We start from the raw sequence: 26,837 nt of genomic DNA, 5'->3' as shown, positions 1-26,837 counted from the left end.
CCGAGGCGGGTCGGTCGGCGCCCCCATGCAGCCTCAGTGGCCGCGGCCGGCGAGCAGGCGCGTCAGGGCCTGCAGCGCCGCGGCGACGGTGGCCTCCCGGATCGCGGCCCGGTCGCCGTCGAGCCGGAGGAGGATCGCGGTGGCCGCGCCGTCGCGCTCGCCGCCGAACACGTCCAGCGCGCTCGCGTCCGCGTCGGGCACGGCCAGGCCGAGCCACACGGTGCCCACCGGCTGGCCCTGGTGCGGCTCGGGCCCGGCGACGCCCGTGGTGGCCACACCGACGTCGGCGCCCAGGGCCGCCCGGGCGCCGAGGGCCATCCGTCGGGCCACGTCCGCGTCCACCGCCCCGACCCGCGCGAGCAGGTCCTCCGGCACACCCAGCAGGCCGGTCTTCACGGCGTTCTGGTAGGCCACCACGCCCCCGTGCAGCACGGCCGACGCCCCGGGGACGTCGGCCAGGCGCGCGGCCAGCAGGCCGGCGGTGAGGGACTCCCCCGTCGCCACCGTGAGGCCCGCGTCCGCGAGCGCGTGCACCACGTCCCGGGCCGCCGCCATGGTCATCGCCTCAGGCCCCCCGCTGGGCGGCGAGGGCGTCCCGCCGCAGGATCCACGCGTCCTTGACGTACTCCAGACCGGTCAGCACCGTCAGCACGGTGGCGGCCCCGATGACCGCCCAGCCGGCCCACGGCCACCAGCCGCCCACGAGCGGAGCCATGGGCAGGAGCAGCAGGCCGATGCCCACGGTCTGCAGCACGGTCTTGAGCTTGCCGCCGCGGCCGGCCGGCATCACGCCGTAGCGGATCACCACGAAGCGCATCAGGGTGATGCCCCATTCGCGCACCAGGATCACGATGGTCACCCACCACCACAGCTCGCCCAGCAGGGAGAACAGCACGAGGGCCGTGCCCGTGAGCAGCTTGTCCGCGATGGGGTCCGCGATCTTGCCGAAGTCGGTGATCAACCCGCGGGCGCGGGCGATGTCCCCGTCGAGCTTGTCGGTGTACATGGCCGCCGCGAACAGCGCCAGCGCGACCCAGCGGGCGACGAGCGAGTCGCCGCCCCACGGCCCGCCGGCCCACAGCGCCCAGGCGAAGAAGGGCACCATCAGGATGCGCACCGAGGTCAGGATGTTCGGCAGGTTCCAGGCGGACACGTGCTGCGCCCCACCCGCCGTGCTCATCTGCCCGTCAGCTGCCACGCGCCCTCCGATCCCTCGTCGTCGTCCTCATCGTTCCAGTCCACGGCGGCCGGGCGCGAGTCCAGATCCTCCTGCACCAGGTCGCGCGGACCGGACGACGCCGAGGCGTCGCCGTCGCCGGAGGTGGCCGAGGGCGGGGTGTCTCCGGAGATGGTGGCGAGCACGTCCGCGAGGTCGTCGGGCTTGACCAGCACGTCGCGGGCCTTGGAGCCCTCGGAGGGGCCCACGACGCCGCGGGACTCCATGAGGTCCATGAGGCGGCCGGCCTTCGCGAAGCCCACCCGCAGCTTGCGCTGCAGCATGGACGTGGAGCCGAACTGCGTGGTGACCACGAGTTCGACGGCCTGCAGGAGCAGGTCCAGATCGTCGCCGATGTCCTCGTCGATGACCTTCTCGGTCTTCTCGGGGATCACGTCCTCGCGGTACTGGACCTGCATCTGCGACTTCACGTGCTCCACGACGGCGTGGATCTCGGACTCGTTGACCCACGCCCCCTGCACGCGCATGGGCTTGGACTTGCCCATCGGCAGGAACAGGGCGTCGCCCTGGCCGAGCAGCTTCTCCGCGCCGGGCTGGTCCAGGACCACGCGCGAGTCCGTGACCGACGACGTCGCGAACGCCATGCGCGAGGGCACGTTGGCCTTGATCAGGCCCGTGACCACGTCCACGGACGGCCGCTGCGTGGCGAGCACGAGGTGGATGCCGGCCGCGCGGGCCAGCTGGGTGATGCGCACGATCGCGTCCTCGACGTCGCGCGGGGCGACCATCATCAGGTCCGCGAGCTCGTCCACGATGACCAGCAGGTACGGGTACGGGCGCAGCACGCGCTTGGAGTCCGGCGGCAGCTTCACCTGGCCGGCCCGGACGGCCTTGTTGAAGTCGTCCACGTGCTTGTAGCCGAACGCCGCGAGGTCGTCGTAGCGGGTGTCCATCTCCTTGACGACCCACTGCAGCGCCTCGGCCGCCTTCTTCGGGCTCGTGATGATCGGGGTGACCAGATGGGGCACGCCCTCGTACGCGGTGAGCTCGACGCGCTTGGGGTCCACCATCACCATGCGCACCTCGTCCGGGGTGGAGCGCATGAGGATCGAGGTGATCATCGAGTTCACGAACGAGGACTTGCCGGCGCCGGTGGCGCCCGCCACGAGCATGTGGGGCATCTTCGCGAGGTTGGCCACCACGTAGCCGCCCTCCACGTCCTTGCCGACGCCCATCACCATCGGGTGGTCGGTGCGCTGGGCGGCCTGCGAGCGCAGGACGTCACCGAGGGCCACGACCTCCTTGTCCGTGTTGGGGATCTCGATGCCGATCGCGCGCTTGCCCGGGATGGGGCTGAGGATCCGCACGTCCGAGGAGGCCACCGCGTACGCGATGTTCCTCTCCAGCGCCGTCACCTTCTCCACCTTGGTGCCGGGGGCGACCTCGACCTCGTAGCGCGTCACCGTCGGCCCGCGGGAGAACCCGGTGACCTGGGCGTCCACCTTGAACTCGGTGAACGTGGTGGTCAGCGCGGCGACGACCCGGTCGTTGGCCTCGGAGCGCTCCTTCGGCTGGGGCCCGGCGGGGAGCAGGGCAGACTGCGGCAGCGTGTAGGACACGTCCCCGCCCAGCTCGGACTGGGTGCCGCGGGCCGGCTCGGCGGTCACCGGCGGCACCGGTGCGGGGGTGCTGGCGGGCACGGCGGAGGACGACGACGGCACGGCGGCCCCGGAGCCCTGACGTGGGGCGTCGTCCAGGGCGAACGGGGTGTCCTCCCCCGCGTCCTCCTCCGGGGCTGCGGCGGCCGGGGCGGCGGCCTCGCGCTGGGCGCGGGCGTGTTCGCGGACCTGCTCGAGGGCACGGTCCGCGGCCGTGGGTCGGCGCACTCCGGCGGGCGGCTGCGGCTCGGCGTCCGCGTGCTCGGGCGCGTCGTCCTCGTCCACCCACGGGTCGAAGTCGTCCGAGGCGTCCCGGCCCGCGTCCCGCGCGTCCGCGGCGGCCTGCTCGGCGTCGAACACGCCCTGCTCCCCGCGAGCGGCCCGGCGGGGGGCGGGCCGGGGCAGGACCTGGGTGGTCTCGGCCTCGGGGGCGGCGTGGGAGCCGGGCTCGGCCTCGTGGATCACCGGGGAGTCGTAGGCGGTGCTGGCGGTGTGCTCCGGGGCGGCGTCGGCGGCCTGCTCCTCGCGTGCCCGGCGCCCGCCGAACAGGCGCGCGAACAGGCCGGGGCGGGAGGCCCCGGCGGCGTGGGCGCCGGCGGCCGGGCCGTCCAGGTAGGACTGGTCGTGGTCCGGGTGGGTGCGCCCGGTCTCCGCATCCACGGAGAGCGGGGTGGCGAGGTCCTCGGCCTCGCGGCGCTCCTCCCGGGCCCGGCGCCGCTCGGCACGGCGGGCGGCCCGCTGCTCGGAGGCACCCTCGGGGTCCTGGCCCGTGAGCCAGTCGTAGCCGCCCGCGATCCGCTGCGGGATCGAGCCGACGGGCGTCGCGGTGAGCACGAGCACCGAGAAGAAGGCCAGCAGGATCATGAGGACCCAGACGGGCACGGGTGTCAACAGGGAGGCCAGCGGCGCCGTCGCCAGGTAGCCGACCATGCCCCCGGCGCCGAGCATGTCCTCGAAGGCCTCGGCGGCCGAGGGCACGCCGCCCACGAGGTGGGCGATGCCGGAGCCGGCGACCGTGGCCATGAGCAGGCCGATGATGATGCGCCCGTTGGCGCGATGGTCCGTGGCGTGGCGGAAGCAGCGCACGGCCACGACGAGCAGGGCGATCGGCACCAGGAGGGCGAACCACCCGACGGTGCCGCCCACCACCCCGTGCACCACGCGGCCGACGGCGGTGCCGCGCAGGCCCCACCACTCCACGGCCGCGATCAGCGCGGCGAGCAGCAGCAGGAGCAGGCCGGTGCCGTCACGGCGTTCCTCACGGTCGATGCGCACGTCCGGGCCGAGCTTGCGGAAGCCCGCGCCGACCGGTGTGGCCAACCCCATCCACAGGGTGTGCAGGGCGCGCAGGGGCGCGGCGGGCCGGTCGGCCTCGGGGACGGTCGCGGTCGACCCCTTCCGTCCGGAGCCTCGGCGTCCGGCGGAGCCGGAACGGGACGTGGCGGAGGAGGAGGACGACGAACGCGTGGGGGAAGTACGGGTCGCCATGCCCACCAAACTACCGCGAACCGCGGACACGGCAGGCATGGCGACCCGGAGGGGTCAGGCCTCCAGGACCACCGGGATGATCATCGGGCGGCGGCGCAGCTTGCGGTTGACCCACGTGCCGACGGTCCGGCGGACCACCTGCTGGAGCTGGTGGGCGGTGTGGTCCTTGCTGGACTGCACGGCCTCCTCGAGCGCCCGGACGATCTTCGGCTTGATCTCGTCGAACACCTTCTCGTCCTCGGCGACGCCGCGGGCGTGGACGTCCGGGCCGGACACGATCGTGCCGGTCTGCCGGTTGACCACGGTGATGATCGAGAGGAAGCCCTCCTCGCCCAGGACACGGCGGTCCTTGAGGTCCGAGTCGGAGATCTCGCCCACGGAGGAGCCGTCCACGTACACGTAGCCGCACTCCACCTCGCCGACGACCTTCACGAGGCCGTCGGTCATGTCCACCACGGTGCCGTTGCCGGCCAGGATGACGTTCTCGGCCGGCACGCCGGTCTTCTCCGCGATCCGGCCGTTGGCGATCAGGTGGCGGGTCTCGCCGTGCACCGGCATCACGAACTCGGGCTCGACGATGTTGTAGCAGTACAGCAGCTCGCCCTCGGAGGCGTGGCCGGAGACGTGCACCTTGGCCATGCCCTTGTGCACCACGGTCGCGCCGAGCTTCATGAGCCCGTTGATCACGCGGAACACGGAGTTCTCGTTGCCCGGGATCAGGGAGGAGGCCAGCACGACGAGGTCGCCCTCCTCCAGCTGCACCTGGTGGTCCCCGTTGGCCATGCGGGACAGGGCCGCCATCGGCTCGCCCTGGGAGCCGGTGACCATGAGCACGATCTCGTCGTCGCGGTACTTGTCCACCTTGCGGATGTCCACGAGGATCCCGTTCGGCACGTTGAGGTAGCCGAGCTTCGCCGCGATGATCATGTTGCGGATCATGGAGCGCCCGCCGAAGGCCACCTTGCGACCGTGCTTGTGGGCGGCGTCGAGGACCTGCTGGACGCGGTGCACGTGGGAGGAGAACGAGGCCACCACGATGCGGCGCTTCGCCGTGGCGAAGTAGCGCTCGAGGGTGGGGCCGATCTCCGCCTCCGTGGTGGTGAACCCCGGGACCTCGGCGTTCGTGGAGTCGGTCATGAACAGGTCCACGCCCTCCTCGCCGAGACGGGCGAAGGCGCGCAGGTCCGTGATGCGGCCGTCGAGCGGCAGCTGGTCCATCTTGAAGTCGCCGGTGTGCAGGATGGTGCCGGCGTCCGTGTGGATGGCGACGGCGAGCGCGTCCGGGATCGAGTGGTTCACGGCCACGAACTCGCACTCGAACGGGCCGAACTCGACGATGTCGTCTTCCTTGACCACGCGGGTGCGCGGCTTGATCCGGTGCTCCTCGAGCTTGGCCTCGATCAGGGCGAGGGTCAGCTTGGAGCCGATCACGGGGATGTCGTCGCGCAGGCGCAGCAGGTACGGCACGGCGCCGATGTGGTCCTCGTGGCCGTGGGTCAGGATGATGCCGACGACGTCGTCCACGCGGTCCCGGATGTAGTCGAAGTCCGGCAGGATCAGGTCGACGCCGGGCTGGTGTTCCTCGGGGAAGAGGACGCCGCAGTCGACGATGAGGATCTTGCCGTCGATCTCGAAGGTGACCATGTTGCGGCCGACCTCCTCGAGGCCGCCCAGCTGGACGATGCGGCAGGTGCCCCGCTTGAGCTTGGGCGGGGTGGACAGGCGGGTGCCTGCGGTCATGGAACGGGTCCCTTCTAGAAGGTGATGCCGGCCTCCGCGAGGTCGGCTCGGATGACGGAGAGCTCGTCCGGCGTGGCCTGGACGAGGGGCAGCCGCACGGCTGCGGACGGGATGACGCCCTGGGCGGCGAGGACGGCCTTCGCGGCCACCGCGCCCTGGACGTGGGTCATGATGCCGCGCTGGACGGGGTCCAGCGCGAAGTGGTGGTCACGGGCACCGGCCAGGTCGCCGGCGTGGACGGCGTCCACGAGCTGGCGGTACAGCTCGGGGGCCGCGTGTGCGGCCACCGAGACGACCCCGACGGCGCCGAGCGCCATGAGCGGCAGGGTCGCGCCGTCGTCACCGGAGTAGAGGTCGAGGTCCGTGTGCGCCAGGACGGTGGTGGTGGACTGCAGGTCCCCCTTGGCGTCCTTGAGCGCACGGATGTTGGGGTGCTGCGCGAGCGCGATGATCGTCTCGGGCTCGATCGGCATCACGGAGCGGCCCGGGATGTCGTAGAGCATGATCGGCAGGTCCACGCCGTCGGCCACGGCCTCGAAGTGCGCGCGGATGCCGGCCTGGTTGGGCTTGTTGTAATACGGGGTGACGAGCAGCAGCCCGTCCACACCCGTCTCGGCCGCGCGGCGGGACAGCTCGAGGGTGTGCGCCGTGTCGTTGGTGCCGGTGCCGGCCACGACCCTGGCGCGGTCCCCCACGGCCTCGACGACGGTGCGGAACATCGCCACGTTCTCCTCGTCCGTGAGCGTGGAGGTCTCGCCGGTGGTGCCGGTGACCACGAGGCCGTCGGCCCCGCGGTCCACCAGGTGCTCGGCCAGCGCGGCGGCCGCCTCGAGGTCCACGGCGCCCTCGTCCGTCATGGGGGTGACCATGGCGGGCACGACCGTGCCGAAGAGCAGCTCGGAGGGGATGACGGCGGAACGGACGGCACTCATGGGCCCCACCCTACCTGCGAGACTGGGGGCCCGCGCCGTCCGTGGCCCCTCCGCGACGCGCGGCGACCCGAGAGGAGCCCGCCCTGCGTCCCGCCCCGCCCCCCGCCGCCGTCCGCCCGGACCGGCCCGCGCGTCGCCGGCTGCCCGGCGTCGACGCGGCCCGCGCGATCGCCCTGCTCGGCATGATCACCGTCCACGTCGTCGACCCGGTGACGGCGGACGGGGCGCCGCACCCGGCGTTCCTGTGGTTCGCCGGACGCGCCTCGGTGCTGTTCGTCCTGCTGGCCGGAGTCGGGCTGGCCCTGTCCACGGGGGGCGCGACGCCGGCCACGGGGGTCCGGCGCGCGGCGCTGCGCCGCCGGATCGCCCGACGGGCGGGCCTGCTGTTCGTGCTCGGGCTCGCGTGCGGGACGCTCGGCGTCCCCGTGGCCGTCATCCTGTGCCACTACGCCCTGCTCTTCCTGCTCGCGCTGCCCCTGCTGGGCCTGCGCGCCCGCGCCCTGGGCCTGATCGCGGGGGCGTGGCTCGTGCTCGGGCCGGTGCTGGTGTTCGCGGTGGTCGCGGCCGCGCAGGCCGCCGTGGGGCGTCAGGAGTTCTTCGTGGGTGGGCGGCTCTGGCTCTCCCCCGGCCCCGCGGACCTGCTGCGTCCCGGGCTGCTGCTGGCCGATCTCACGGTCACGGGCTACTACCCCGTCCTGTCCTGGGGCGCGTTCCTCGTGCTGGGGCTGGCCCTGGGGCGGCTGCCGCTGGACCGTCGCCGCGTGGCCGCCGGGATCCTCGGCGGCGGGGCCACGGCGTGGGCGGCGGCCGGCGTCGTCGGTGCGGCGGTGCTGCGGGCCCCGGGCACGCTCGAGCGCGTCGCCGCGGCGATCGGCACGGACCCGGTCGAGACGGCGCTCACGCTGCGCACAGGCGAGCCGCGGCTCGCGCTGCTGATCCCGGATCCGCTGTGGCTCGCCCTGCCGACCCCGCACTCCGGGTCCGTGGTGGCCGCCGTGCTCGCGGCGGGCTGGGCCTGCGCCGTGCTGGGCGCCTGCCTGCTGGCCCGGCCGCTGGTCGGGCACGCCGCGCTGCGCCCGCTCGTGGGTGCGGGGCGCATCCCGCTCACGCTCTACGTGGGGCACCTCGTGGTGCTCGCGCTCGTGGACGCGACCGGACTCGACCCGGCCGACGGGGCGCTGCTCGCCGCCCTCGTCGTGCTGTGCCTCGCGGCCGGGCTGGCCGCCGAGCTCAGCGGCCGACGGGGTCCGCTCGAGGCCGTGATGGCCCGGCTCTCCCGGGCGGGTGGGGAACGGGCCGTCGAAGGGCGCTGAGCGAGGCGTGGGCCGCGTCAGCCGGCGCGGTGCAGGCGGACGGCCTCCCGGGCCGCCTCGCGGGCGCGGCGGCGGTCGCCCGAGGCGTCGTAGGCCAGGGCGAGGCGGTAGCGGGCGCGCCAGTCGCGCGGCGCGGCCTCGGCCTCCACGCGGTACAGCTCGAACTGGGCGTCGGCGGCCTCCCGGTCGATCCGGCCGCCCGGCGAGCGCGGCAGGTCGTCCTCCGGCAGCCCGCCCTCGGCCTCGAGCTGGTCGGCCAGGCGTTCGGTCTGGCGGCCGAACCACACCTCGCGGGCCAGGACGGCCACGGTCACCAGCACCACGAGGATGACGCCCGCGCCGATCGCCTTGGCCAGCGGCTGCGGGGCGCGCACCAGCGCGACGGACGCGTTGAGGGCGAACCCGGCGAACAGCAGCACGAGCAGGCAGACGAAGCCGACCCACACCTTGCTCATCACGGTCGAGCGGCGGGCACGGGCGGCGTGCTCGGTCGGGCCCACGGCGCCGTCGTCGGGAGTGCGGGAGGGCTCAGCCAAGGTCCAGGTATCCGTCCAGTCCGTAGGTCAGACCCGGGCGGGAGGCCACGGTCCGCAGGCCGAGGACGACGCCGGGCATGTAGGCGCCGCGGTCGAACGCGTCGTGCCGGACCACGAGCTGCTCGCCCGGCCCGCCCAGCAGCACCTCCTGGTGCGCCTCCAGGCCACGCAGGCGCACCGCGTGCACGTGCACGCCGTGGACGACGGCGCCGCGCGCGCCGTCCGGGTCGTGCTCGGTGGCGTCCGGGGAGACGGGCACGCCGGCCGCGTCCCGGGCCGCGCCGATGAGCTCGGCGGTCCGCACGGCCGTGCCCGACGGGGCGTCCACCTTGTCCGGATGGTGCAGCTCGACGAGCTCGACGGACTCGAAGTACCGCGCCGCCTGCGCGGCGAACGCCGAGGCCAGCACCGAGCCGACCGAGAAGTTCGGGGCGATCAGCACGCCCACCCCCGGGTGCTCAGCCAGCTGCGCCTCCAGGCGCTCGCGGCGCTCGGGCACCCAACCCGACGTGCCGACCACGGTGTGCAGCCCATGCTCCACGGCGAAGGCCACGTTCTCGGGCGAGGCGTCCGGGACCGTGAGGTCCAGGACGTGGGTGGCGCCGGCGTCGAGCACCGCGTCCAGGCGGTCCTGCGAGCCGAGCTCGGCCACGAGCTCCAGCCCCTCGGCCGCTCGCACCGCGGGCACCGCGTGGCGGCCCATGCGGCCACGGGCGCCCAGGATCGCGACGCGCGGGACGTCGTCGGGAGCGGACACGGCGGAGGGGGTGCGGGTCTCGGTCATGGCCTCCAGCCTACGCGGCCCGCCCCGGCGGCCGTGGCCGAGGTCAGGCCGGGGCGACGACGACGCGCGCCCGGTCCCCCGCGGCCAGGCGCGCGGCCACGGCCCGGACCTGGCCGGCGTCGACCTCGCGGACCCGGGCGAGGGAGGCCGCCAGGTCCACGTACTCCCCCGTGACCAGTTCGGCCCGTCCCAGCCGGGACATGCGGGCGCCCGTGGACTCCATGCCCAGCACGGTGCCGCCGCAGATCTGCCCGTGGGCGCGCGCGAGCTCCTCCTCGGTGACGTCGGCCTCGGCCATCCGGTCCAGCTCGGCCTCCATCAGCGCGGCCACCTCGTCCACCCGGTCCGGCTGGCAGCCCGCGTACAGCCCCCAGTAGCCGGCGTCGGAGTACCCGGCGGAGAACGAGTAGGTGTTGTAGGCCAGGCCGCGGCGCTCGCGGATCTCCTGGAACAGCCGCGAGGACATGCCCCCGCCGAGGACGGACTGCATGACGCCCAGGGCGAAGCGGTCCGGGTCCGTGATGGACAGCGAGCGGCCGCCGACGAGGACGTTGGCCTGCTCGACCGCCTTGGTGACGGTGTGCGTGCCGGCCCGCACCCGCGAGGCCGCGGCCCCGGCGGCGTCCACGGCACGACGCGGGGCGGGCAGGGCCCCCGAGGTGAGCTCCCAGCCCGAGGCGCGCAGGGCGGCGAGGACGAGGCGGCAGACCTCGTCGTGGTCGAGGTGGCCGGCGGCGGTGACGACGAGCTCGTCCGGGCGGTACCAGTGCGTGTAGTGCCCGACCACATGGTCGCGGGTGACGGCCCGGATCGTCTCGGGCGTGCCGCCGATCGGCCGGCCGAGGGGGTGGCCGTCCAGCATGACCTCGGCGAGCTTCTCGTGGGCCACGTCCACGGGGTCGTCCGCGTCCATGGCGAGCTCCTCGAGGATCACGCCGCGCTCGGTCTCGAGCTCGTCCGGGTCGATCAGGGAGGAGGTGAGCATGTCCGTGAGGACCTCCACGGCCATCGGCAGGTCCTCGTCCAGCACGCGGGCGTGGTAGACGGTGGACTCCTTGGCCGTGCCGGCGTTGGACTCCCCGCCCACGCGGTCGAAGGCGGCCGCGATGTCCATCGCGGTGCGCGTGGGCGTGCCCTTGAAGAGCAGGTGCTCGAGGAAGTGCGTGGCGCCGTAGCCCTCGGGCGACTCGTCACGAGACCCGACGGCCACCCAGTAGCCGATGGTCACCGAGCGCTGGTCCGGCATGGCCTCGGTGAGCACGCGGACGCCGCCGGGCAGCACGGAGCGGCGCACCACGGAACCGTTGCCCTCGTCCGCCAGCACGCCGTCGAAGTCCAGGGGGATCTCACGGTGAACACTCATGACGGCCATTCTCGCCCATGCGCGACGACGGCGCCGCACCACTCGCGGGGAGGGTGCGGCGCCGTCGTGGTCACCGGGCCGGGCGTGCCCGGCCGGGGCGGATCAGGCCTCGATCTGCGAGGACTCGATCGCGTCCGCGGTCTCGGCCAGGGCGTCGGACTCCGCCACCACCGGGGAGAGGGACAGCTTGCCGCGGTCGTCGATCTTGGTGATCTCGACCTGGACCTTCTGGCCCACGCCGAGCACGTCCTCGACGTCGTCAACGCGCTTGCCCTCGTTGAGCTTGCGCAGCTCGGAGACGTGCAGCAGACCGTCCTTGCCCGGGGTGAGCGAGACGAACGCGCCGAACGTGGTCAGCTTCACGACGGTGCCGAGGTACCGCTCGCCGATCTCGGGGACCTGCGGGTTGGCGATCGCGTTCACCGCGGAGCGCGCGGCCTCGGCCGAGGCGCCGTCGGTGGCGCCGATCAGCACGGTGCCGTCGTCCTCGATGGTGATGTCCGCGCCCGTGTCGTCCTGGATCTGGTTGATCATGGCGCCCTTGGGGCCGATGACCGCGCCGATCTTGTCCACCGGGATGCGCACGGAGATGATCCGCGGAGCGGTGGGGGCCATCTCGTCCGGGGCGTCGATGGCGGCGTTTAGCACGGACAGGATGTGCAGGCGCGCCTCGCGGGCCTGCGTCAGGGCGGCGGCCAGCACGGAGGCCGGGATGCCGTCCAGCTTGGTGTCCAGCTGGATCGCGGTGACGAACTCGGCGGTGCCGGCCACCTTGAAGTCCATGTCGCCGAACGCATCCTCGGCGCCGAGGATGTCGGTCAGGGCCGCGTACTGGGTCTGGCCGTCCACCTCGGCGGAGACCAGGCCCATGGCGATGCCGGCCACGGGCGCACGCAGCGGCACGCCCGCGTTCAGCAGGGACAGGGTGGAGGCGCAGACGGAGCCCATCGACGTCGAGCCGTTGGAGCCGAGGGCCTCGGAGACCTGGCGGATCGCGTAGGGGAACTCCTCGCGGGCCGGCAGCACGGGCACCAGGGCGCGCTCGGCGAGGGCGCCGTGGCCGATCTCGCGGCGCTTCGGGGAGCCCACGCGGCCGGTCTCGCCGGTGGAGTACGGCGGGAAGTTGTAGTGGTGCATGTACCGCTTGGCCGTCTCCGGCGCCAGCGAGTCGATCTGCTGCTCCATCTTGAGCATGTTCAGCGTGGTGACGCCCATGATCTGGGTCTCGCCGCGCTCGAAGATGGCGGAGCCGTGCACGCGGGGCAGGACCTCCACCTCCGCGGTCAGCTTGCGGATGTCCGTCAGGCCGCGGCCGTCGATGCGCACCTGGTCGGTGAGGATGCCGCGGCGCACGATCTGCTTGGTGAGGGAGCCGTAGGCCTTGGCGATCTCGCCCTTGCGCTCGGCGAAGTCCTTGCCCTCGCCGGCGAGCTCCTCGAGCACCTCGAGCAGGTAGGCGTCCGAGGCCGACTCGCGCTCCTGCTTGTCGCCGATGGAGAAGATCTCGGTCAGGCGGCCCGCGGCGAGCTTCTCGACGGCGGCGTAGGCGTCGTCCTGGTAGTCCTGGAACACGGGGACGTCCACCGGGTCCTTGCCGGCGCGCTTGACCAGGTCGGCCTGGGCCTCGCACAGGGCGCGGATGAAGGGCTTGGCGGCCTCGAGGCCCTCGGCCACGATCTCCTCGGTGGGCGCCTGCGCGCCGCGCTCCTTGACCAGGGTCCAGGAGTCCGGGGTCGCCTCGGCCTCGACCATCATGATGGCGACGTCGTCGCCCACCACACGGCCGGCCACGGCCATGTTGAACACGGCGCCCTCGAGCTGGGAGTGCTTCGGGAACGCGACCCACTGGCGCGTGCCGGAGCCGTCGTCCATGAGGGCCATGCGCACGCCGCCGATGGGGCCGGAGAACGGCAGGCCGGACAGCTGCGTGGACAGGGAGGCGGCGTTGATGGCCACCGTGTCGTAGATCTCGTCCGGGGCGATCGAGGTGACGGTCACGACGACCTGGACCTCGTTGCGGATGCCCTTGACGAACGCCGGGCGCAGCGGGCGGTCGATCAGGCGGCAGGTGAGGATCGCGTCCGTGGACGGGCGGCCCTCGCGGCGGAAGAACGAGCCGGGGATGCGGCCCGCGGCGTACATGCGTTCCTCGACGTCCACGGTCAGCGGGAAGAAGTCGAAGCCCTCGCGGGGCGACTTGCCGACGGTGGTGGCGGACAGCATCGACGTCTCCTCGTCGATGTAGACCATGGCGGCGCCGGCGGCCTGCTGGGCGAGGCGCCCGGTCTCGAAGCGGACGGTGCGCTTGCCGTACGAGCCGTTGTCGATGACGGCCTCGGCGAAGGTGATCTCAGGACCCTCCATGAGGGCCTCCTTTCAGGTGGACGGCGCCGCAGGCGTCCCTGTCCCCCTGGTCTTCGATCGAGGCCCTCGGCATCCCGCCGTGCGGCGGGGTCCGGGAGCCACTGTCGAGGACCGCGGGCGATGGGCGCGGAGCCGTCGGGTGTGTCGATGATGCGGGGATGCGCGCCGTGTCGCGCCGGAGTGCCGCAGACTGCGGCGGTCTCCCCCCGGGACACACTACGTGCGTCCGGGGGCAGACGAAAGGCGGCGCCGGCGCGCGCGGGTCTCCCGCGGGCTCCGGCGCCGCCTCCTCAGGTCACTTGCGCAGGCCGAGGCGCTCGATCAGCGCACGGTAGCGCTCGATGTCGACCTTCTGCAGGTAGCCGAGCATGCGACGACGGCGACCCACCAGGGCCATCAGGCCGCGACGGGTGTGGTGGTCGTGCTTGTGCTCCTTGAGGTGCTCGGTCAGGTCCTTGATGCGGCGGGACAGGACCGCGATCTGCACCTCGGGGGAACCGGTGTCGCCCTCGTGGGTGGCGTACTCCTTGATGATCTGCTGCTTGACAGCGGGATCCAGGGCCATGGTGGGCCTCCTTCACTTCGGTACCGCGAACACGGGCCGCGCCCCGCCGGGGCGGACGACGCGGGGCCCACCCCACCGCGGACTGCAGGGAGGCCGAGGGTCGAGTCTACCGCATCGCCTACCCTGGCCCGGTGAGCACCCCACCGGTCCCCCACTCCCCGGCCCCGTCGTCGTTCCCCCTCCGGCCGCCCGCGCCGCCCCTGGATCTGCCGCTGATCGGCCACGGCTACCCCGCGCTGCTGCGCACGCCGCGGGCCCGATGGTGGAACCCGCTCGCGTCCTTCGGCCTCGTGCTGGCCGGCCTGGTGGGCCTCCTCGTGCTCGGGGGCGTGCTGGGCGCTCTCGCCCTGATCGCCACGTCCGGGCCCGCGCTGCTCGGCGCGGCCGACCCGACGGACGTGACCGACCTCGACCTGTACTCCGCGCCCATGGTGCTGCTGAACAACCTCCTGCTCGCCGCGCTGATCGGGGTCGCGCTGCTGGCCGTGGCGCTGGGCCACCCCGTCGCCGCCCGCTTCGTCCACTCGGTCGAGGGCCGCGTGCGCTGGCGCTGGCTGGCGCGCTGCGTCGTCGTGCTGACGCCGTTGTTCCTCGCTTACGTGCTGGGCACGTGGGCCCTCGACGGCGCCCCCACGGCCCCGCGCGCGCAGGACTGGGTCTGGCTGCTCGTCATGGCGTTCGTGCTCACCCCGTTCCAGGCCGCGGGCGAGGAGTACCTGTTCCGCGGGTGGCTGCTGCTGGCCGTCGGCACGTGGATCCGCCGGCCGGTCGTGGCCGCCGCGGTCACCGCGGTGCTCTCGGCGGCGACCTTCTCGCTCGCCCACGGCTCGCTCGACCCGTGGATCCTGCTGGACCTCGCCGCGTTCGCCGTCGCCGCCGTCCTGCTCACGTGGCGCACGGGCGGGCTCGAGGCCGCCGTCGCCCTCCACGTGGTCAACAACGTGGTGATCATCGCCGTCGGCACGCTCGTGGGCACCGTCGAGGACAGCTACGTGGGCGCGGAGACCGCCGGCTCCCCGGCGGCCACGCTGCTCTCGGTGGCGGTGGTCGCGGTGGCCACGGCGCTGCTGCTCTGGCAGGCGCGGCGGGCCGGGATCGCCCGGACGGTCCCGGTCACCGTGGGCGCCCGCCCCTGACCGGCGCCGCCCACCAGGCCACCGTCACGTAGGGCACCTGCAGGACCGCGTCCGCCGCATGGCCCAGGTGCTCGTGCAGGTACCAGTCGAGGTTGGCCGTCATCCGGGACCGGATCCGCTCGTCCGCGCGCAGCCAGTACGAGCGCGAGGCCATGAGCCCGTGCAGCCCCGCCGCGGTCATGGGCTGCGTCCACGCCCAGCGCGCGTGCTCCTCCGCCCCGAACGGGGCGGCGAACCGGCGCTGCTCCGGCCGGGCGGCGTGCACGTCCCCGGCGTGCATGATCCGGGTGAGACGGTGCACCCACGGCACCGCCGTGTCGAGCTGGTTCCACACCGCGGCGAGGCGCCCGCCCGGGCGCAGCACCCGTGCGGCCTCCGCGCTCGCCGCGGCCGGGTCCATCCAGTGCCATGCCTGGGCCGCCACCACGACGTCGGCGCTCGCCGCCGGCAGGCCCGTGGCCTCGCCCGTGCCCGGCACGGCGCGCACCCGCCCGCCCGTGCCGGCCGCGACCTCGCGTTCCAGGACGGCGCGCATCGACGCCGACGGCTCGAGGGCCGTCACCGTCCGCACCCGGTCCGCCGGGCGGGCCGCGAGCAGCCGGGTGAACAGTCCCGTCCCGGCCCCGAGCTCCACCACGTCCGCGCCGTCGGCGGTGCCCGCCAGGACGCGGTCCACCACGGCGGCCGGGTAGGAGGGGCGGACGGCGTCGTAGTGCTCCCCGCCGGTCTCGAAGGGGTTGGGCCCGGCCCGACGGGCCCGGGCCGGGCGCCCCGGCAGGTTCGGCACAGCGGGGGGAGCGCCCGGCTCCGGGGCGCTCACCGGTCGGAGGGGGTCGTGGCCAGGATCGCCCGGGCCTCGTCCACGTCCTGCGTGATCTGCGCCACGAGCTTCTCGACGCCCTCGTAGGCGACCATCCCGCGCAGCCGGGCCACGAACTCCACCTCGATGTGCTGGCCGTACAGGTCGAAGTCCTCCACCCGCTCGTCGTGGCGGTCGATCACGTGCGCCTCCACCACGCGGGAGACGTCCTCGAACGTGGGGTTCGAGCCGATGGAGATCGCGGCCGGCCACACCCCGCCGTGCGCGTCGTGCACCCAACCGGCGTAGACGCCGTCGGCCGGGATCATGCCCTGCACATCCGTCTCGAGGTTCGCCGTGGGGAAGCCGAGCTCGCGGCCGCGCGCGAACCCGTGCACCACCTCGCCGGCGAGCACGTGGTGCCGACCGAGGACCGCCGCGGCCTGAGCGACGTCGCCCGCGGCCAGGGCCTCGCGCACCCAGGTCGAGGAGCAACGGCGCTCCGGCTCGGCCCCGTGCTCGGCGGGGAACTCCTCGACGGCCTCGACCTCGAAGCCGTAGCGGGCCCCCAGGCGCACCATCTCCGCGACGTCGCCGGTGTTGCCCCGGCCGAAGCGCACGTCGTGCCCCACGACCACGACGGCGGCATGCAGCCCGTGCACGAGCATGCCGCGGACGAACTCCTCCGGGGACTGGTCCGCGAACTCGAGGGTGTACCGCTGCAGGAGCACCGCGTCCAGACCCGCCTCCTCCAGGAGGACGACCCGCTGCTCGGGGCTGATGATGTCCACGTGGGGCACCTCGGGCTGGTGCACGGCGCGCGGGTGCGGGGTGAAGGTCACGGCCACGGCCAGGGCGTCGCGGGCCCGCGCCAGCTCGACGACCCGGCGCAGCACCTCCCGGTGGCCGCGGTGCACGCCGTCGAAGTTGCCCAGGGTGACCACGGTGCGCGGCAGGTCCGTGGGGACCTCGTCCAGGCTGTTCCAGACCCGCATCAGAGCGCCCCCGCCTCGGCCGGGCGGGCGGGGCGGTGCGTCAGCAGCCAGATCAGGCCGACCACCGGCAGCACGAGCGGCACATAGCCGTAGCCCGCGCCGAACCGGGACCACACGGTGTCGTGGGCGAACATCCCCGGATCCAGGACGGTCCACAGGCCCACGCCCACCACGCCGGCCAGCTCCACGAGCACGGCGCCCAGCGCCACGGCCCAGGCGCGCGCGCCGGAGCGGGCGAGCGCGAACGTCGCCACGATGTACACGACCGCCGCGACCGCGGAGAGCGTGTACGCCACGGGGGCGGCGTCGAACTGCGTGAGGATCTGGAAGAGGCTGCGCGCGCTCGCCGAGAGGGCGAACACCGCGTAGACCATGACGATGATCCGGCCGAGACCCTGGTTGCGCGCGGGGGCGCCGTCGCTGGGTGCCATGTCCATCCTCCTCACCACTGCCCGAACCAGATGACCTGCATGCGGTGCAGCATCACGGCGATCGTGGGCCCGACCACGGCCAGCACGAGGTTGGACCACCGGGTCTTGTCCGTGACGGCCCAGCCCACGGCGATCACCGGCACGATCAGGGCGGTGAGGATGTAGCCCCAGAACTCCCAGCCGGGGCCGTTCAGGGTGTCCCCGCCGAGCTGGCGGACGGCGGCGGCCGCGGCGTAGACGAGCGTGAACAGCTCGACGGCGGCCACCGAGAGGATCGAGGCGTCCGCGGGGTGGCGGCGGATCGCCGTCATCACCACGCAGACCACGAACGAGACGGCACCGATCACCAGTCCCGTCCAGAACCAGGCGTCGAGGATCATGCGGTCCTTCCCTGTCCCGGCCCCTCGGCCGGGGCGAACACGAGCTGGGGCTTGGCGACGTCGGCGCCGCGGCGGCGCACGTCGGAGACGAGGGCGATGACGCGGCCGTCCGGCGCGCGCCCGGCGACGAGCGTCTCACCCGTGCCGGTGGGCGCCACGACCCGCCCGAAGGCGAGCTCGTGGGCCTCGTGCTCCGTCAGCTCGCGCACCGGGAAGAGCCCGGCGGCGGCCTCGGAGAGCTCGGTCATCGCGAAGCGCTCCGCGAGGGCCTCGAGCGAGAGCGCGTCGGCCACGTCGAACGGGCCGACGGCGGTGCGGCGCAGCGCCGTGAGGTGCCCGCCGGTCTCGAGGGCCTCGCCCAGGTCGCGGGCGAGCGCCCGGATGTAGGTCCCGGAGGAGCAGCGCACGGTGACGTCGAGGTCGACCAGCCGGCCGCCGTCGAGCCGGCGCAGCTCGTGCACCGTGAACTCGTGCACGGTGACGGGGCGGGCGTCGAGGGTGACGTCCTCTCCCGCGCGGACGCGGTCGTAGGCGCGCCGGCCCGCCACCTTGACGGCGGAGACGGCCGAGGGCGCCTGCAGGATCTCGCCCGTGAGGGCGGCGACCTGCTCGGCCACGCGCTCGGGCGTGACGGCGTTGGCCAGCCGGGTCTGCACGACCTCGCCCTCCGCGTCGTCCGTGACGGTCGACTGCCCGAGCCGGATCGTGGCCGTGTACGTCTTGTCCGTGCCCGTGATGGCGGTCAGCAGGCGCGTGGCCTTGTTGACGCCGACCACGAGCAGGCCCGTGGCCATGGGGTCCAGGGTGCCGGCGTGGCCCACCTTGCGGGTGCCCGCCAGCCGGCGGACCCGCCCGACGACGTCGTGCGAGGTCCACCCCTGCGGCTTGTCCACGAGGACGACCCCCGACGCCTCCGTTCCCGGCGCGTCGGGGGCCTGTCCCCCGGTGCTGCGTGCGCTCACCGTGCCGCGGGCCTCAGGCGCGCGGGGCGTCGTCGGCGTCGGCGTCCGGCTCGGCGGTGCGGTACGGGTCCGCGTCACCGGCGTACGACGCGCCCTCGCGCGCCTTCGCCAGCTCGGCGTCCCGCTCCTTGGCCGCGCGGAGGACGTCCTCCAGGTGTGCGGCCGCCTCGGGGACGGTGTCCGCCACGAACTCGAGCGTGGGCACCAGGCGGATGGTGAGCCCGCGGCCCACCTCGCGGCGCAGGATGCCGCGGTTCTCCTGGATGCCCTCGTGGGCGGCGGCCACCGTGGCCTCGTCGCCCAGGACGGTGTAGTAGACGGTGGCGTGCTGCAGGTCGTTGGTCACGCGGACCTCCGTCACGGTGACGGGCTCCACGCGATCGTCCTTGACGCCGCGGCGCAGCGCCTCGGCCACGAGGACCTTGATGCGCTGGGCCAGGCGGCCGGCGCGTGCCGGATCGGCCATGGTGCGGTTCCTTCCGGTGGTGATGGTTCAGAGGGTGGGACGCGGAAGGCGGGGGCCCGTGCGGGCCCCCGCCCCGGCCGTCAGACGCGCGGCTTCTCCTGCATCTCGAAGGTCTCGATCACGTCGCCCTCCTTGATGTCGTTGAAGCTGCCCAGGCCGATGCCGCACTCGTAGCCCTCGCGGACCTCCGTGGCGTCGTCCTTGAAGCGGCGCAGCGACTCGATCTTGAGGTGCTCGGAGACCACCACGCCGTCGCGCACCAGGCGGGCCTGGGCGTTGCGGCGGATGAGGCCCGAGCGCACGAGCGAACCGGCGATGTTGCCCCACTTGGAGGAGCGGAACACCTCGCGGACCTCGGCCGAGCCGAGCTCGACCTCCTCGTACTCCGGCTTCAGCATGCCCTTGAGCGCGTTCTCGATGTCGTCGATCGCGTCGTAGATCACGCTGTAGAAGCGCATGTCCACACCCTCGCGGTCGGCCAGGTCGGCGACCCGCTCGGCGGGGCGCACGTTGAAGCCGATGATGATGGCGTTGTCCACGGTCGCCAGGTTCACGTCGTTCTGCGTGATGGCGCCGACGCCGCGGTGGATGACGCGCAGCTGCACCTCGTCCTCGCCGACCTCGATCTTGAGCAGCGAGTCCTCGAGCGCCTCGACGGCACCGGACGCGTCGCCCTTGATGATGAGGTTGAGCGTGTCCAGCTTGCCCTCGGCCACGGCCTGGTCGAAGTCCTCCAGGGTGATGCGCTTGCGGCGCTTGGCCAGCTGGGCGTTGCGGTCCGCGGCCTCGCGCTTCTCCGCGATCTGGCGGGCGGTGCGCTCGTCGTCGGTGACGAGGAACGAGTCGCCGGCCCGCGGCACCGCGGACAGGCCGAGCACCTGGACGGGACGCGACGGATCGGCCGCCTCCACGGCGTTGCCGTTCTCGTCGAACATGGCGCGCACACGGCCGTGGGCGGAGCCCACCACCATGGTGTCGCCCACGCGCAGCGTGCCGGTCTGCACCAGCACGGTGACGACGGCGCCGCGGCCCTTGTCGAGGTTGGCCTCGATGGCCACGCCTCGGGCGGCCTTGTGCGGGTTCGCCGTGAGCTCGAGGGCGGCGTCCGCGGTGAGCAGGATCGCCTCGAGCAGCTGGTCGATGTTGATGTTGTTGCGCGCGGAGACGTCCACGAACATCGTGTCGCCGCCGTACTCCTCGGGCACGAGGCCGTACTCGGTGAGCTGACCGCGGATCTTGTCCGGGGCGGCGGTGTCCTTGTCGATCTTGTTGACCGCCACCACGATCGGCACGCCGGCCGACTGGGCGTGGTTGAGCGCCTCGACGGTCTGCGGCATGACGCCGTCGTCGGCCGCCACCACCAGCACGGCGATGTCGGTGACCTTCGCACCGCGGGCACGCATGGCGGTGAACGCCTCGTGACCCGGGGTGTCGATGAAGGTGAGGCGACGCTGCTCGCCCTCGTGCTCCACGGGCACCTGGTAGGCGCCGATGTGCTGGGTGATGCCGCCGGCCTCACCCTCGATGACGTTCGAGGAGCGGATGGCGTCCAGCAGACGCGTCTTGCCGTGGTCCACGTGGCCCATGACGGTGACGACCGCGGGGCGCGGCTCGAGGTCGGCCTCGTCCTCGTTGGCCGCCTCGGCCTCGAGGTCGATGTCGAAGGCCTCCAGCAGCTCCTTGTCCTCGTCCTCCGGGGACACGATCTGGACCTTGTAGCCCAGCTCGTCGCCGAGCAGCTGGAAGGTCTCCTCGTCGAGGGACTGGTTGGCCGAGGCCATCTCGCCGAGGGTGAAGAGCACCTTCACCAGGTCGGCGACGTCGGCGCGGATCTTCTCGGCGAAGTCGGCCAGGGACGCGCCGCGGCGCAGACGCAGGACGGTGGTGCCGTCGCCCTTGGGGACCTTGACACCGCCGATCTCACGCGTGTGCTGCTGCTCGAACTCCTGGCGCTTCGCGCGCTTCGACTTGCGTCCCCTGCGTGGGCCGCCGCCGCGCCCGAAGGCGCCCTGGGCGTTGCCGCGACCGCCACGGCCGCCCGGGCCGCCGGGACGACCCGGGCCGCCGCCGGGGCCGCCGCCCGGACGGCCACGGCCGCGGGCCGGCTGCGGGGCCGGGGTGATCTGCTTGGGCATCATGCCCGGGTTCGGACGCGGCCCACCGGGGCGGGGGCCGCCGGCGCCCGCGGCCGGGCGCGGACCGCCCGGACGGGGCCCGCCGGCGCCGGCCGGCGGACGGGGGCCGCCCGGACGAGGCGCGCGGTCCTCACGACCGGAGCGCATGCCCTGCGAGGGGGCGAACGGGTTGTTGCCCGGGCGCGGAGCACCGCCACGGCCGCCCGGGCGGGCGCCCGGACGAGACCCGGCGGAGCCGCCCTTGGGGCTGAACGGGTTGTTGCCGGGGCGCGGGGCACCCGGCTTCGGCGCGGACGCACCCGGCTTGGGCGCAGCGGCGCCCGGCTTGGGCGCGGCGGCGCGGCCCGCGGCGGGGCCGGGCACCGGGGCGCCGGCGTTCGACGTGGGGGCCGCGGTGCGCGGCGACGGGGCGGCCGCCGGCTTCGGCGCGTCGGGACGGCCCGCGGCCGGGGCGGCGGGCGTGGAACCGGGCTTGGCGGCGGACTTGCCGGCACCCGGGTAGGCGTTGCGCAGCTTCTTGACCACCGGGGGCTCGATGGTGGACGAAGCCGAGCTGACGAACTCGCCGAGGTCCTTGAGCGTGCTCAAGGCCTCCTTCGAGGTGATGCCGAGCTCCTTGGCGAGCTCATGGACGCGGACCTTGGCCACGGTTCTCCTGTTCTGGCCCCACGGGCCGGAACGGAGCCGCTCGGGCTGTCCGTCTCAGCGCGTCCTGGGACCGTTGACGTTGCTCCAGGCCGTCGCGCGCGCCACCAGGGCACGCGCACCACGGCCTGCCTGATAGCAGGGGGTGAAGTTCATCGCTGGGCACTCATGCTTCAGTGCTCATCGGGTACGCATCAGATCTCTGACCCGCCTTCATCTGTCGGTCTGTCAGCCGGTGCCTCCGCAGTGCGGCCCAGCGCGTCGGCGTCGACGGCGGACCGGAAGGCCCGCCCGAACGCGCGGCGGCGCAGGGCGAGGTGGAGGCAGTCCTCGCCGGGGTGCAGCCATGCACCCCGGCCGGGACGGCGTCGTTCCGGGTCCCAGACGACGGATGGGGGTTCCGTCGAGGAGTCCAGGGCGACGCGCACCAGCTCTTGCCGGTCCGCCCTCGATCGGCATCCGATGCAGGTGCGCACGACCGTCCGAGACGTCATGCGTTCACCCCTCACGGGCGTCGGATCGAGAAAGGACCTCATCCATCCTAGCGCGTCCGGGCCCGGATCTGTTCCCGGGGACGGTCAGCGTCCCGGGGCGGAGGTGGTGACCCCGTCGCCGACGATGTCGATCCGCCAGCCCGTGAGCTTGGCCGCGAGGCGGGCGTTCTGGCCCTCCTTGCCGATGGCCAGGGACAGCTGGTACTGCGGGACCACGGCGCGGGCCGAGTGCTGGTCCGCGTCGAGGATCTCCACCGAGACGGTCGTGGCGGGCGAGAGGGCGTTGGCGATCATCGCGGCGGGGTCGTCCACGTGGTCGACGATGTCGATCTTCTCGTCGTTGAGCTCCGTCATGACGGCGCGCACGCGGCTGCCCATCTCCCCGATGGAGGCGCCCTTGGCGTTCACCCCGGGGCGGGTGGCGCGCACGGCCATCTTGGTGCGGTGGCCGGCCTCGCGGGCCAGGGCCGTGATCTCGACCGAGCCGTCCGCGATCTCCGGGACCTCGAGCTCGAAGAGCTTGCGCACGAGGCCGGGGTGCGAGCGGGACACCGTGACGGACGGGCCCTTGGCGCCGCGCGTCGCGGAGACCACGTAGGCGCGGATCCGGCGGCCGTGGGCGTAGTCCTCGCCGGGCACCTGCTCGGGCGGCGGGAGGACGGCCTCGAGGGTGCCGAGGTTCACCTGGACCATGTGGCGGTTCAGGCCCTGCTGGATGACGCCGGAGACGAGCTCGCCCTCCTTGTCCTTGAACTCGCCGAGGACCTTGTCGTCGTCCTCCTCGCGCATGCGCTGGATCATCACCTGGCGCGCCGTGGAGGCGGCCACCCGGCCGAAGCCGTTCGGGGTGTCGTCGAACTCGCCGATGGGCGTGTCGTCCTCGTCCAGCTCCGTGGCCCACACGGTGACGTGGCCGGTCGCGCGGTCGATCTCCACGCGGGCGCGCTTCAGGGCCCCCGGGGTGCGGTGGTACGCCATGAGCAGGGCCTGCTCGATGGTGGGGATGAGGCGGTCCATCGGGATCTCCCGCTCCGCCTCCAGCATGCGCAGCGCGCTCATGTCGATGTCCAACTCATGCCTCCGTGTGCTCGGCCGTGTCCTCGCCCGCGGCGGCGTCGGCGTCGCCGGCCTGCTGAGCGGGGCTCCACTCTACCTGCACGATCGCCGGACCGAGACGGTCGAGGGCGACCCGCTCGGCGGGCAGCTCCTTGGCCTTCATGCCCTTCTTCGCGGGCGGGCGCACCACGGCCAGCTCGACGTCGTCGTCCGTCACGTCCTTCAGGCGGGCGGTCACGGGCGCGGCGCCGTCGACCGAGACCTCGACGAGACGGCCGACGTTGCGGGCGAAGTGGCGGGGCTCGGTGAGCGGGCGGTCCACGCCCGCGGTGGTGACCTCCAGCAGGTACTCCCCCGCACCGACGCCGGGCACGTGGTCGCCCAGGGCGTCGAGGGCGGCGGAGACCCGGCCGGAGAGGCGGGCGACGTCGTCCAGGCTCAGGCCCTGGGTGCCCGAGGCGCGGTCGAGGACCACCTCGACGGTGCGGTGCTCGGCGGTGCCCGTGGCGCGCACCTGCTCCACCACCACGTCGTCGGCCGCCAGGGCCTCCTCGACGCGGGTGCGCAGCTCGGCGAGGTCGTCGCGGCGGTCGGTGCTGTCCATGGGGTGCCTCACTCGTCGGGTCAGGGCCGCCGCGCCACGCGGGCGGGCGCCGGGGTCGGGATCCGGGGCCGAGCCTACCGGCGGCCCACGGCGGGGCCGAGTGCTCCCGACCGGGTCGGACGGGGCGGGCTCAGCGCAGCAGCGGGGCGAGGGTGTCCGCGCCGACCTTGACGATGAGCGCGGCCACCACCATGAGGTACACCACGCGGATGAAGCCGGTGCCGCGGGCGATCGCCATGCGGGCCCCCACGTAGCCGCCCACGAGGTTGGCCGCGCCGAGCAGCAGCCCCAGGCCCAGCACCGCGTGCCCCGAGGGCACGAAGTACGCGAGCGCGCCGAGGTTGGTCGCGAGGTTGACCACCTTCGCCTGTGCCGAGGCGTGCAGGAAGTCGAACTTGAGCAGCAGCACCAGCCCCAGGATGAGGAACGTGCCCGTGCCGGGGCCGAGGACGCCGTCGTAGAAGCCCACCGCCGCGCCGAGCGCCACGGCCCGGGCCAGCGCGGTGCTCCGCCGCGGTCCCACGCCGGCGACCTGTCCGAGGCCCGGGCGCACGGCCGTGAACACGGCGACGGCGATCAGCGCCACCAGGATCACGGGCCGGATCACGCCGGCCGGCAGATGCGCGGCGACCACGGCCCCGCCCAGGGCCGCCGCGAAGGCGACGGCGGCCATCGGCAGTGCCGTGGACAGGTCCTGCCGCAGGCGCCGCCGGTAGGTGAGCGCCGACGTCGCCGTGCCGAACACCGAGCCGAGCTTGTTGGTGGCCAGGGCCTGGATCGGGCTCAGCCCGGGCACGAGCAGCAGGGCCGGCAGCTGCAGGAGCCCGCCCCCGCCCACGACGGCGTCGATCCAGCCCGCCACGAAGCCCGCGGCGAGCACGAGGACGAGCAGCCCGGCGGTCAGCTCGACGGCGCCGAACCACTCAGCGCCCGTCGCGCACCTCCGCGAGCACCGCCGCGACGGCCCCGTCCACGGGCACGGGGCGCGCCTCGCCGGTGGCACGGTCCTTGAGCTCGAGCTCGCCGTCCGCCAGGCCGCGGCCGATCACCACGGTGGTGGGCACGCCGATGAGCTCGGCGTCCTTGAACTTCACGCCGGGGCTGACCTTCGGACGGTCGTCCACGAGCACGGTCACGCCCTCGGCCTCGAGGCCCGCGGCGAGGGTCTCGGCGGCGGCGAGGCCGTCCTCGCCCTTCGTGGCGACGACGACGTGCACGTCCGCCGGGGCCACCGCGCGCGGCCACGCCAGGCCCTTGTCGTCGTGGTAGCGCTCGGCGATCGCGGCGACGGCGCGCGTGATGCCGATGCCGTAGGAGCCCATGGTCACCACGACCTGCTTGCCGTGGACGTCGAGGACCTTCAGGTCGAGGGCCTCGGCGTACTTGCGGCCGAGCTGGAAGATATGGCCCATCTCCATGCCGCGGCGGGTGTGCAGCGGGCCGGAGCCGTCCGGGGCCTGGTCGCCCTCGCGCACCGCGGTGGCCTCGAGCACGCCGTCCCACATGAAGTCGCGGCCGGCCACGAGGCCGAACACGTGGCGCTGGTCCGCGTTCGCGCCGGTGATCCACGCGGTGCCGGGGGCGATGCGCGGGTCCACGAAGAAGGGTAGGCCCGAGACGGAGCCCTCCGCGCCGAGGACCGGGGTGCCCTCGACCGCGTCGGCCGCCGCGGGGCCGATGTAGCCCTTGACCAGGGCGGGGTGCGCGGCCAGGTCCGCGGCGGTCGCGGCCTCGAGCGTGGGCTCGCCGACCACGCCGAGCGCCGGGCCCACGGAGGCCTCGAGACGCTTGAGGTCCACCTCACGGTCGCCGGGCACGCCCACGACGAACGGGCGGCGCTCGCCGCCGTCCACCACCGCGGTGACCACGACGCACTTGAGCGTGTCCGCGGCGGTCCACGGCTCGCCCTCGCGCGGGGCCAGCCGGTTGGCGACGTCCACGAGCGCGGCGATGGTGGTGGAGACCGGGGTGTCCTTGACCTCGGCGGCGGGCAGGGCCGCCATGGCCGGCTCGTCCAGCGGGGCGGGGGCCACCGTGGTGACGGCCTCGACGTTGGCGCGGTAGCCGCCGTCGGACTCGACGAAGGTGTCCTCGCCCACCTCGGTGGGGTGCAGGAACTCCTCGGAGCGGGAGCCGCCCATCGCACCGGAGGTGGCCCGCACCGGCACGACCTCGAGGCCGAGGCGGTCGAAGATCCGCAGGTAGGCGGCCCGGTGGGCCTCGTACGCGGCGTCCAGGCCGGCGTCGTCCACCGTGAAGGAGTAGGAGTCCTTCATGATGAACTCGCGCCCGCGCAGCAGGCCGGCGCGCGGGCGGGCCTCGTCCCGGTACTTGGTCTGGATCTGGTACAGGTACGCGGGCAGGTCCTTGTACGAGGAGTACAGGTCCTTCACCAGGAGCGTGAACATCTCCTCGTGCGTGGGGGCCAGGAGGTAGTCGTTGCCCCGGCGGTCCTGCAGGCGGAACAGCCCGTCGCCATACTCGTCCCAGCGCCCCGTGGCCTCGTAGGGCTCCCGCGGCAGCAGCGCCGGGAAGTGCACCTCCTGGGCGCCGATCGCGTCCATCTCCTCGCGCACGATCCGCTCCACCTTGGCCAGCACCTTCAGGCCCAGCGGCAGCCACGAGTAGATGCCCGGGGCCGCGCGACGGATGTAGCCGGCACGGACGAGGAGCCTGTGGCTCGCCACCTCGGCCTCCGCCGGGTCGTCGCGCAGGGTGCGCAGGAACAGGGTGGACATGCGCAGGGGCATGACGGGGCCTCCTCGGACGGGCTCGCGCGGTCGGGGGCGGCGCGCGGGACGGGACGACGCCGAC

General features: G+C 73.9%; 24 protein-coding genes. 2 read left to right on the top strand and 22 right to left on the bottom strand.

Translation table 11 applies throughout. The annotated features are described in order from the left end of the window. Nucleotides 1–33: 33 nt before the first annotated feature. From FLM69_RS04355 to dapA, 5 genes are read right to left on the bottom strand one after another with little or no spacing between them, the layout of a single operon-like run. On the bottom strand, nucleotides 34–555 hold the full coding sequence (locus FLM69_RS04355; protein WP_181743483.1) for a CinA family protein: 522 nt from the start codon (nucleotides 553–555) through the stop codon (nucleotides 34–36). A 10-nt stretch (nucleotides 556–565) separates the two neighbouring features. Next, the gene (locus FLM69_RS04350) at nucleotides 566–1,180 is read right to left on the bottom strand and encodes a CDP-alcohol phosphatidyltransferase family protein (RefSeq protein ID WP_141843256.1); all 615 of its coding nucleotides are present in this window, start codon (nucleotides 1,178–1,180) and stop codon (nucleotides 566–568) included. Continuing rightward, on the bottom strand, nucleotides 1,177–4,323 hold the full coding sequence (locus tag FLM69_RS04345; RefSeq protein ID WP_141843245.1) for a DNA translocase FtsK: 3,147 nt from the start codon (nucleotides 4,321–4,323) through the stop codon (nucleotides 1,177–1,179). Before FLM69_RS04345 ends, FLM69_RS04350 begins: the two co-directional genes overlap by 4 nt. Nucleotides 4,324–4,377: 54 nt before the next feature. Then, the gene (locus tag FLM69_RS04340) at nucleotides 4,378–6,063 is read right to left on the bottom strand and encodes a ribonuclease J (protein ID WP_141843243.1); all 1,686 of its coding nucleotides are present in this window, start codon (nucleotides 6,061–6,063) and stop codon (nucleotides 4,378–4,380) included. Between the two features lie 14 nt (nucleotides 6,064–6,077). After that, nucleotides 6,078–6,995 carry a 4-hydroxy-tetrahydrodipicolinate synthase gene (gene dapA, locus FLM69_RS04335; RefSeq protein WP_141843242.1) on the bottom strand — a complete coding sequence of 306 codons (918 nt, stop codon included), beginning with the start codon at nucleotides 6,993–6,995 and terminating at the stop codon, nucleotides 6,078–6,080. A gap of 41 nt (nucleotides 6,996–7,036) precedes the next feature. Between dapA and FLM69_RS04330 the strand changes: the two genes are divergently transcribed. Beyond that, the gene (locus FLM69_RS04330) at nucleotides 7,037–8,308 is read left to right on the top strand and encodes a heparan-alpha-glucosaminide N-acetyltransferase domain-containing protein (RefSeq protein WP_141843240.1); all 1,272 of its coding nucleotides are present in this window, start codon (nucleotides 7,037–7,039) and stop codon (nucleotides 8,306–8,308) included. A 17-nt stretch (nucleotides 8,309–8,325) separates the two neighbouring features. On the opposite strand, the gene FLM69_RS04325 is transcribed toward FLM69_RS04330, so the two are convergent. The 5 genes from FLM69_RS04325 to rpsO form a co-directional block, all read right to left on the bottom strand. Continuing rightward, nucleotides 8,326–8,844 carry a hypothetical protein gene (locus FLM69_RS04325; RefSeq protein ID WP_141843238.1) on the bottom strand — a complete coding sequence of 173 codons (519 nt, stop codon included), beginning with the start codon at nucleotides 8,842–8,844 and terminating at the stop codon, nucleotides 8,326–8,328. Further along, entirely contained in the window at nucleotides 8,837–9,628 is a 792-nt protein-coding gene (gene dapB, locus FLM69_RS04320; RefSeq protein ID WP_002855289.1) for a 4-hydroxy-tetrahydrodipicolinate reductase, read from the bottom strand. The genes FLM69_RS04325 and dapB overlap by 8 nt, the downstream gene beginning before the upstream one ends. 43 nt (nucleotides 9,629–9,671) lie before the next feature. Beyond that, nucleotides 9,672–11,000, bottom strand: coding sequence for a M16 family metallopeptidase (locus FLM69_RS04315; RefSeq protein ID WP_370510496.1), 1,329 nt, complete (start codon nucleotides 10,998–11,000; stop codon nucleotides 9,672–9,674). Between the two features lie 93 nt (nucleotides 11,001–11,093). Then, nucleotides 11,094–13,355: a polyribonucleotide nucleotidyltransferase gene (locus tag FLM69_RS04310; protein WP_141843235.1), complete on the bottom strand. Its 2,262-nt coding sequence runs from the start codon at nucleotides 13,353–13,355 to the stop codon at nucleotides 11,094–11,096. Between the two features lie 295 nt (nucleotides 13,356–13,650). Next, nucleotides 13,651–13,920: a 30S ribosomal protein S15 gene (gene rpsO, locus FLM69_RS04305; RefSeq protein ID WP_017488396.1), complete on the bottom strand. Its 270-nt coding sequence runs from the start codon at nucleotides 13,918–13,920 to the stop codon at nucleotides 13,651–13,653. Between the two features lie 131 nt (nucleotides 13,921–14,051). On the opposite strand from rpsO, the gene FLM69_RS04300 reads away from it, so the two are divergent. Next, nucleotides 14,052–15,056 carry a CPBP family intramembrane glutamic endopeptidase gene (locus FLM69_RS04300; protein ID WP_141843233.1) on the top strand — a complete coding sequence of 335 codons (1,005 nt, stop codon included), beginning with the start codon at nucleotides 14,052–14,054 and terminating at the stop codon, nucleotides 15,054–15,056. Here the strand turns inward: FLM69_RS04300 and FLM69_RS04295 are convergent. From FLM69_RS04295 to FLM69_RS04240, 12 genes are all read right to left on the bottom strand, one after another. Continuing rightward, the gene (locus FLM69_RS04295; protein WP_115165215.1) at nucleotides 15,034–15,876 is read right to left on the bottom strand and encodes a class I SAM-dependent methyltransferase; all 843 of its coding nucleotides are present in this window, start codon (nucleotides 15,874–15,876) and stop codon (nucleotides 15,034–15,036) included. The genes FLM69_RS04300 and FLM69_RS04295 overlap by 23 nt on opposite strands. After that, complete coding sequence (locus tag FLM69_RS04290) at nucleotides 15,873–16,850, bottom strand: bifunctional riboflavin kinase/FAD synthetase (RefSeq protein WP_036314988.1); 978 nt, start codon at nucleotides 16,848–16,850, stop codon at nucleotides 15,873–15,875. Before FLM69_RS04290 ends, FLM69_RS04295 begins: the two co-directional genes overlap by 4 nt. Continuing rightward, nucleotides 16,850–17,281 carry a hypothetical protein gene (locus FLM69_RS04285; protein ID WP_036314984.1) on the bottom strand — a complete coding sequence of 144 codons (432 nt, stop codon included), beginning with the start codon at nucleotides 17,279–17,281 and terminating at the stop codon, nucleotides 16,850–16,852. Before FLM69_RS04285 ends, FLM69_RS04290 begins: the two co-directional genes overlap by 1 nt. Nucleotides 17,282–17,292: 11 nt before the next feature. Beyond that, a complete protein-coding gene (locus FLM69_RS04280; protein ID WP_002855305.1) occupies nucleotides 17,293–17,661 on the bottom strand; it encodes a hypothetical protein in 369 nt (122 codons plus the stop codon). After that, a complete protein-coding gene (gene truB, locus FLM69_RS04275; RefSeq protein WP_078026112.1) occupies nucleotides 17,658–18,623 on the bottom strand; it encodes a tRNA pseudouridine(55) synthase TruB in 966 nt (321 codons plus the stop codon). Before truB ends, FLM69_RS04280 begins: the two co-directional genes overlap by 4 nt. 13 nt (nucleotides 18,624–18,636) lie before the next feature. After that, nucleotides 18,637–19,089: a 30S ribosome-binding factor RbfA gene (gene rbfA / locus FLM69_RS04270; RefSeq protein WP_036336697.1), complete on the bottom strand. Its 453-nt coding sequence runs from the start codon at nucleotides 19,087–19,089 to the stop codon at nucleotides 18,637–18,639. A gap of 80 nt (nucleotides 19,090–19,169) precedes the next feature. Beyond that, nucleotides 19,170–21,872 (bottom strand): translation initiation factor IF-2, encoded by a 2,703-nt coding sequence (gene infB, locus FLM69_RS04265; protein WP_141843231.1) that lies wholly within the window; start codon nucleotides 21,870–21,872, stop codon nucleotides 19,170–19,172. Between the two features lie 191 nt (nucleotides 21,873–22,063). After that, nucleotides 22,064–22,363, bottom strand: a complete 300-nt coding sequence (locus FLM69_RS04260; protein WP_235186490.1) for a YlxR family protein — start codon at nucleotides 22,361–22,363, stop codon at nucleotides 22,064–22,066. Nucleotides 22,364–22,447: 84 nt separating this feature from the next. Continuing rightward, on the bottom strand, nucleotides 22,448–23,434 hold the full coding sequence (gene nusA, locus FLM69_RS04255) for a transcription termination factor NusA (protein ID WP_060974126.1): 987 nt from the start codon (nucleotides 23,432–23,434) through the stop codon (nucleotides 22,448–22,450). Between the two features lies 1 nt (nucleotide 23,435). Further along, entirely contained in the window at nucleotides 23,436–24,023 is a 588-nt protein-coding gene (rimP, locus tag FLM69_RS04250) for a ribosome maturation factor RimP (RefSeq protein WP_036314068.1), read from the bottom strand. 130 nt (nucleotides 24,024–24,153) lie between these two features. Further along, nucleotides 24,154–24,903 carry a TSUP family transporter gene (locus tag FLM69_RS04245; protein ID WP_181743482.1) on the bottom strand — a complete coding sequence of 250 codons (750 nt, stop codon included), beginning with the start codon at nucleotides 24,901–24,903 and terminating at the stop codon, nucleotides 24,154–24,156. 43 nt (nucleotides 24,904–24,946) lie between these two features. Continuing rightward, complete coding sequence (locus FLM69_RS04240) at nucleotides 24,947–26,773, bottom strand: proline--tRNA ligase (RefSeq protein ID WP_141843228.1); 1,827 nt, start codon at nucleotides 26,771–26,773, stop codon at nucleotides 24,947–24,949. Nucleotides 26,774–26,837 lie beyond the last annotated feature (64 nt).

This window comes from Micrococcus sp. R8502A1, from assembly GCF_006704135.1.
Taxonomy (GTDB): Bacteria; Actinomycetota; Actinomycetes; order Actinomycetales; family Micrococcaceae; genus Micrococcus; species Micrococcus luteus.
This window is presented reverse-complemented; position numbering and strand designations above follow the sequence as displayed.

Bases quoted from the DNA above. Each gene is read 5' to 3' on its own strand.
- FLM69_RS04355 (WP_181743483.1), bottom strand. From the start codon at position 555: ATGGCGGCGGCCCGGGACGTGGTGCACGCGCTCGCGGACGCGGGCCTC.
- FLM69_RS04350 (WP_141843256.1), bottom strand. From the start codon at position 1,180: ATGAGCACGGCGGGTGGGGCGCAGCACGTGTCCGCCTGGAACCTGCCG.
- FLM69_RS04345 (WP_141843245.1), bottom strand. From the start codon at position 4,323: ATGGCGACCCGTACTTCCCCCACGCGTTCGTCGTCCTCCTCCTCCGCC.
- FLM69_RS04340 (WP_141843243.1), bottom strand. From the start codon at position 6,063: ATGACCGCAGGCACCCGCCTGTCCACCCCGCCCAAGCTCAAGCGGGGC.
- dapA (WP_141843242.1), bottom strand. From the start codon at position 6,995: ATGAGTGCCGTCCGTTCCGCCGTCATCCCCTCCGAGCTGCTCTTCGGC.
- dapB (WP_002855289.1), bottom strand. From the start codon at position 9,628: ATGACCGAGACCCGCACCCCCTCCGCCGTGTCCGCTCCCGACGACGTC.
- FLM69_RS04315 (WP_370510496.1), bottom strand. From the start codon at position 11,000: ATGGCCGTCATGAGTGTTCACCGTGAGATCCCCCTGGACTTCGACGGC.
- FLM69_RS04310 (WP_141843235.1), bottom strand. From the start codon at position 13,355: ATGGAGGGTCCTGAGATCACCTTCGCCGAGGCCGTCATCGACAACGGC.
- rpsO (WP_017488396.1), bottom strand. From the start codon at position 13,920: ATGGCCCTGGATCCCGCTGTCAAGCAGCAGATCATCAAGGAGTACGCC.
- FLM69_RS04290 (WP_036314988.1), bottom strand. From the start codon at position 16,850: ATGCGGGTCTGGAACAGCCTGGACGAGGTCCCCACGGACCTGCCGCGC.
- FLM69_RS04285 (WP_036314984.1), bottom strand. From the start codon at position 17,281: ATGGCACCCAGCGACGGCGCCCCCGCGCGCAACCAGGGTCTCGGCCGG.
- FLM69_RS04280 (WP_002855305.1), bottom strand. From the start codon at position 17,661: ATGATCCTCGACGCCTGGTTCTGGACGGGACTGGTGATCGGTGCCGTC.
- rbfA (WP_036336697.1), bottom strand. From the start codon at position 19,089: ATGGCCGATCCGGCACGCGCCGGCCGCCTGGCCCAGCGCATCAAGGTC.
- FLM69_RS04260 (WP_235186490.1), bottom strand. From the start codon at position 22,363: ATGACGTCTCGGACGGTCGTGCGCACCTGCATCGGATGCCGATCGAGG.
- rimP (WP_036314068.1), bottom strand. From the start codon at position 24,023: ATGGACAGCACCGACCGCCGCGACGACCTCGCCGAGCTGCGCACCCGC.
- FLM69_RS04240 (WP_141843228.1), bottom strand. From the start codon at position 26,773: ATGCCCCTGCGCATGTCCACCCTGTTCCTGCGCACCCTGCGCGACGAC.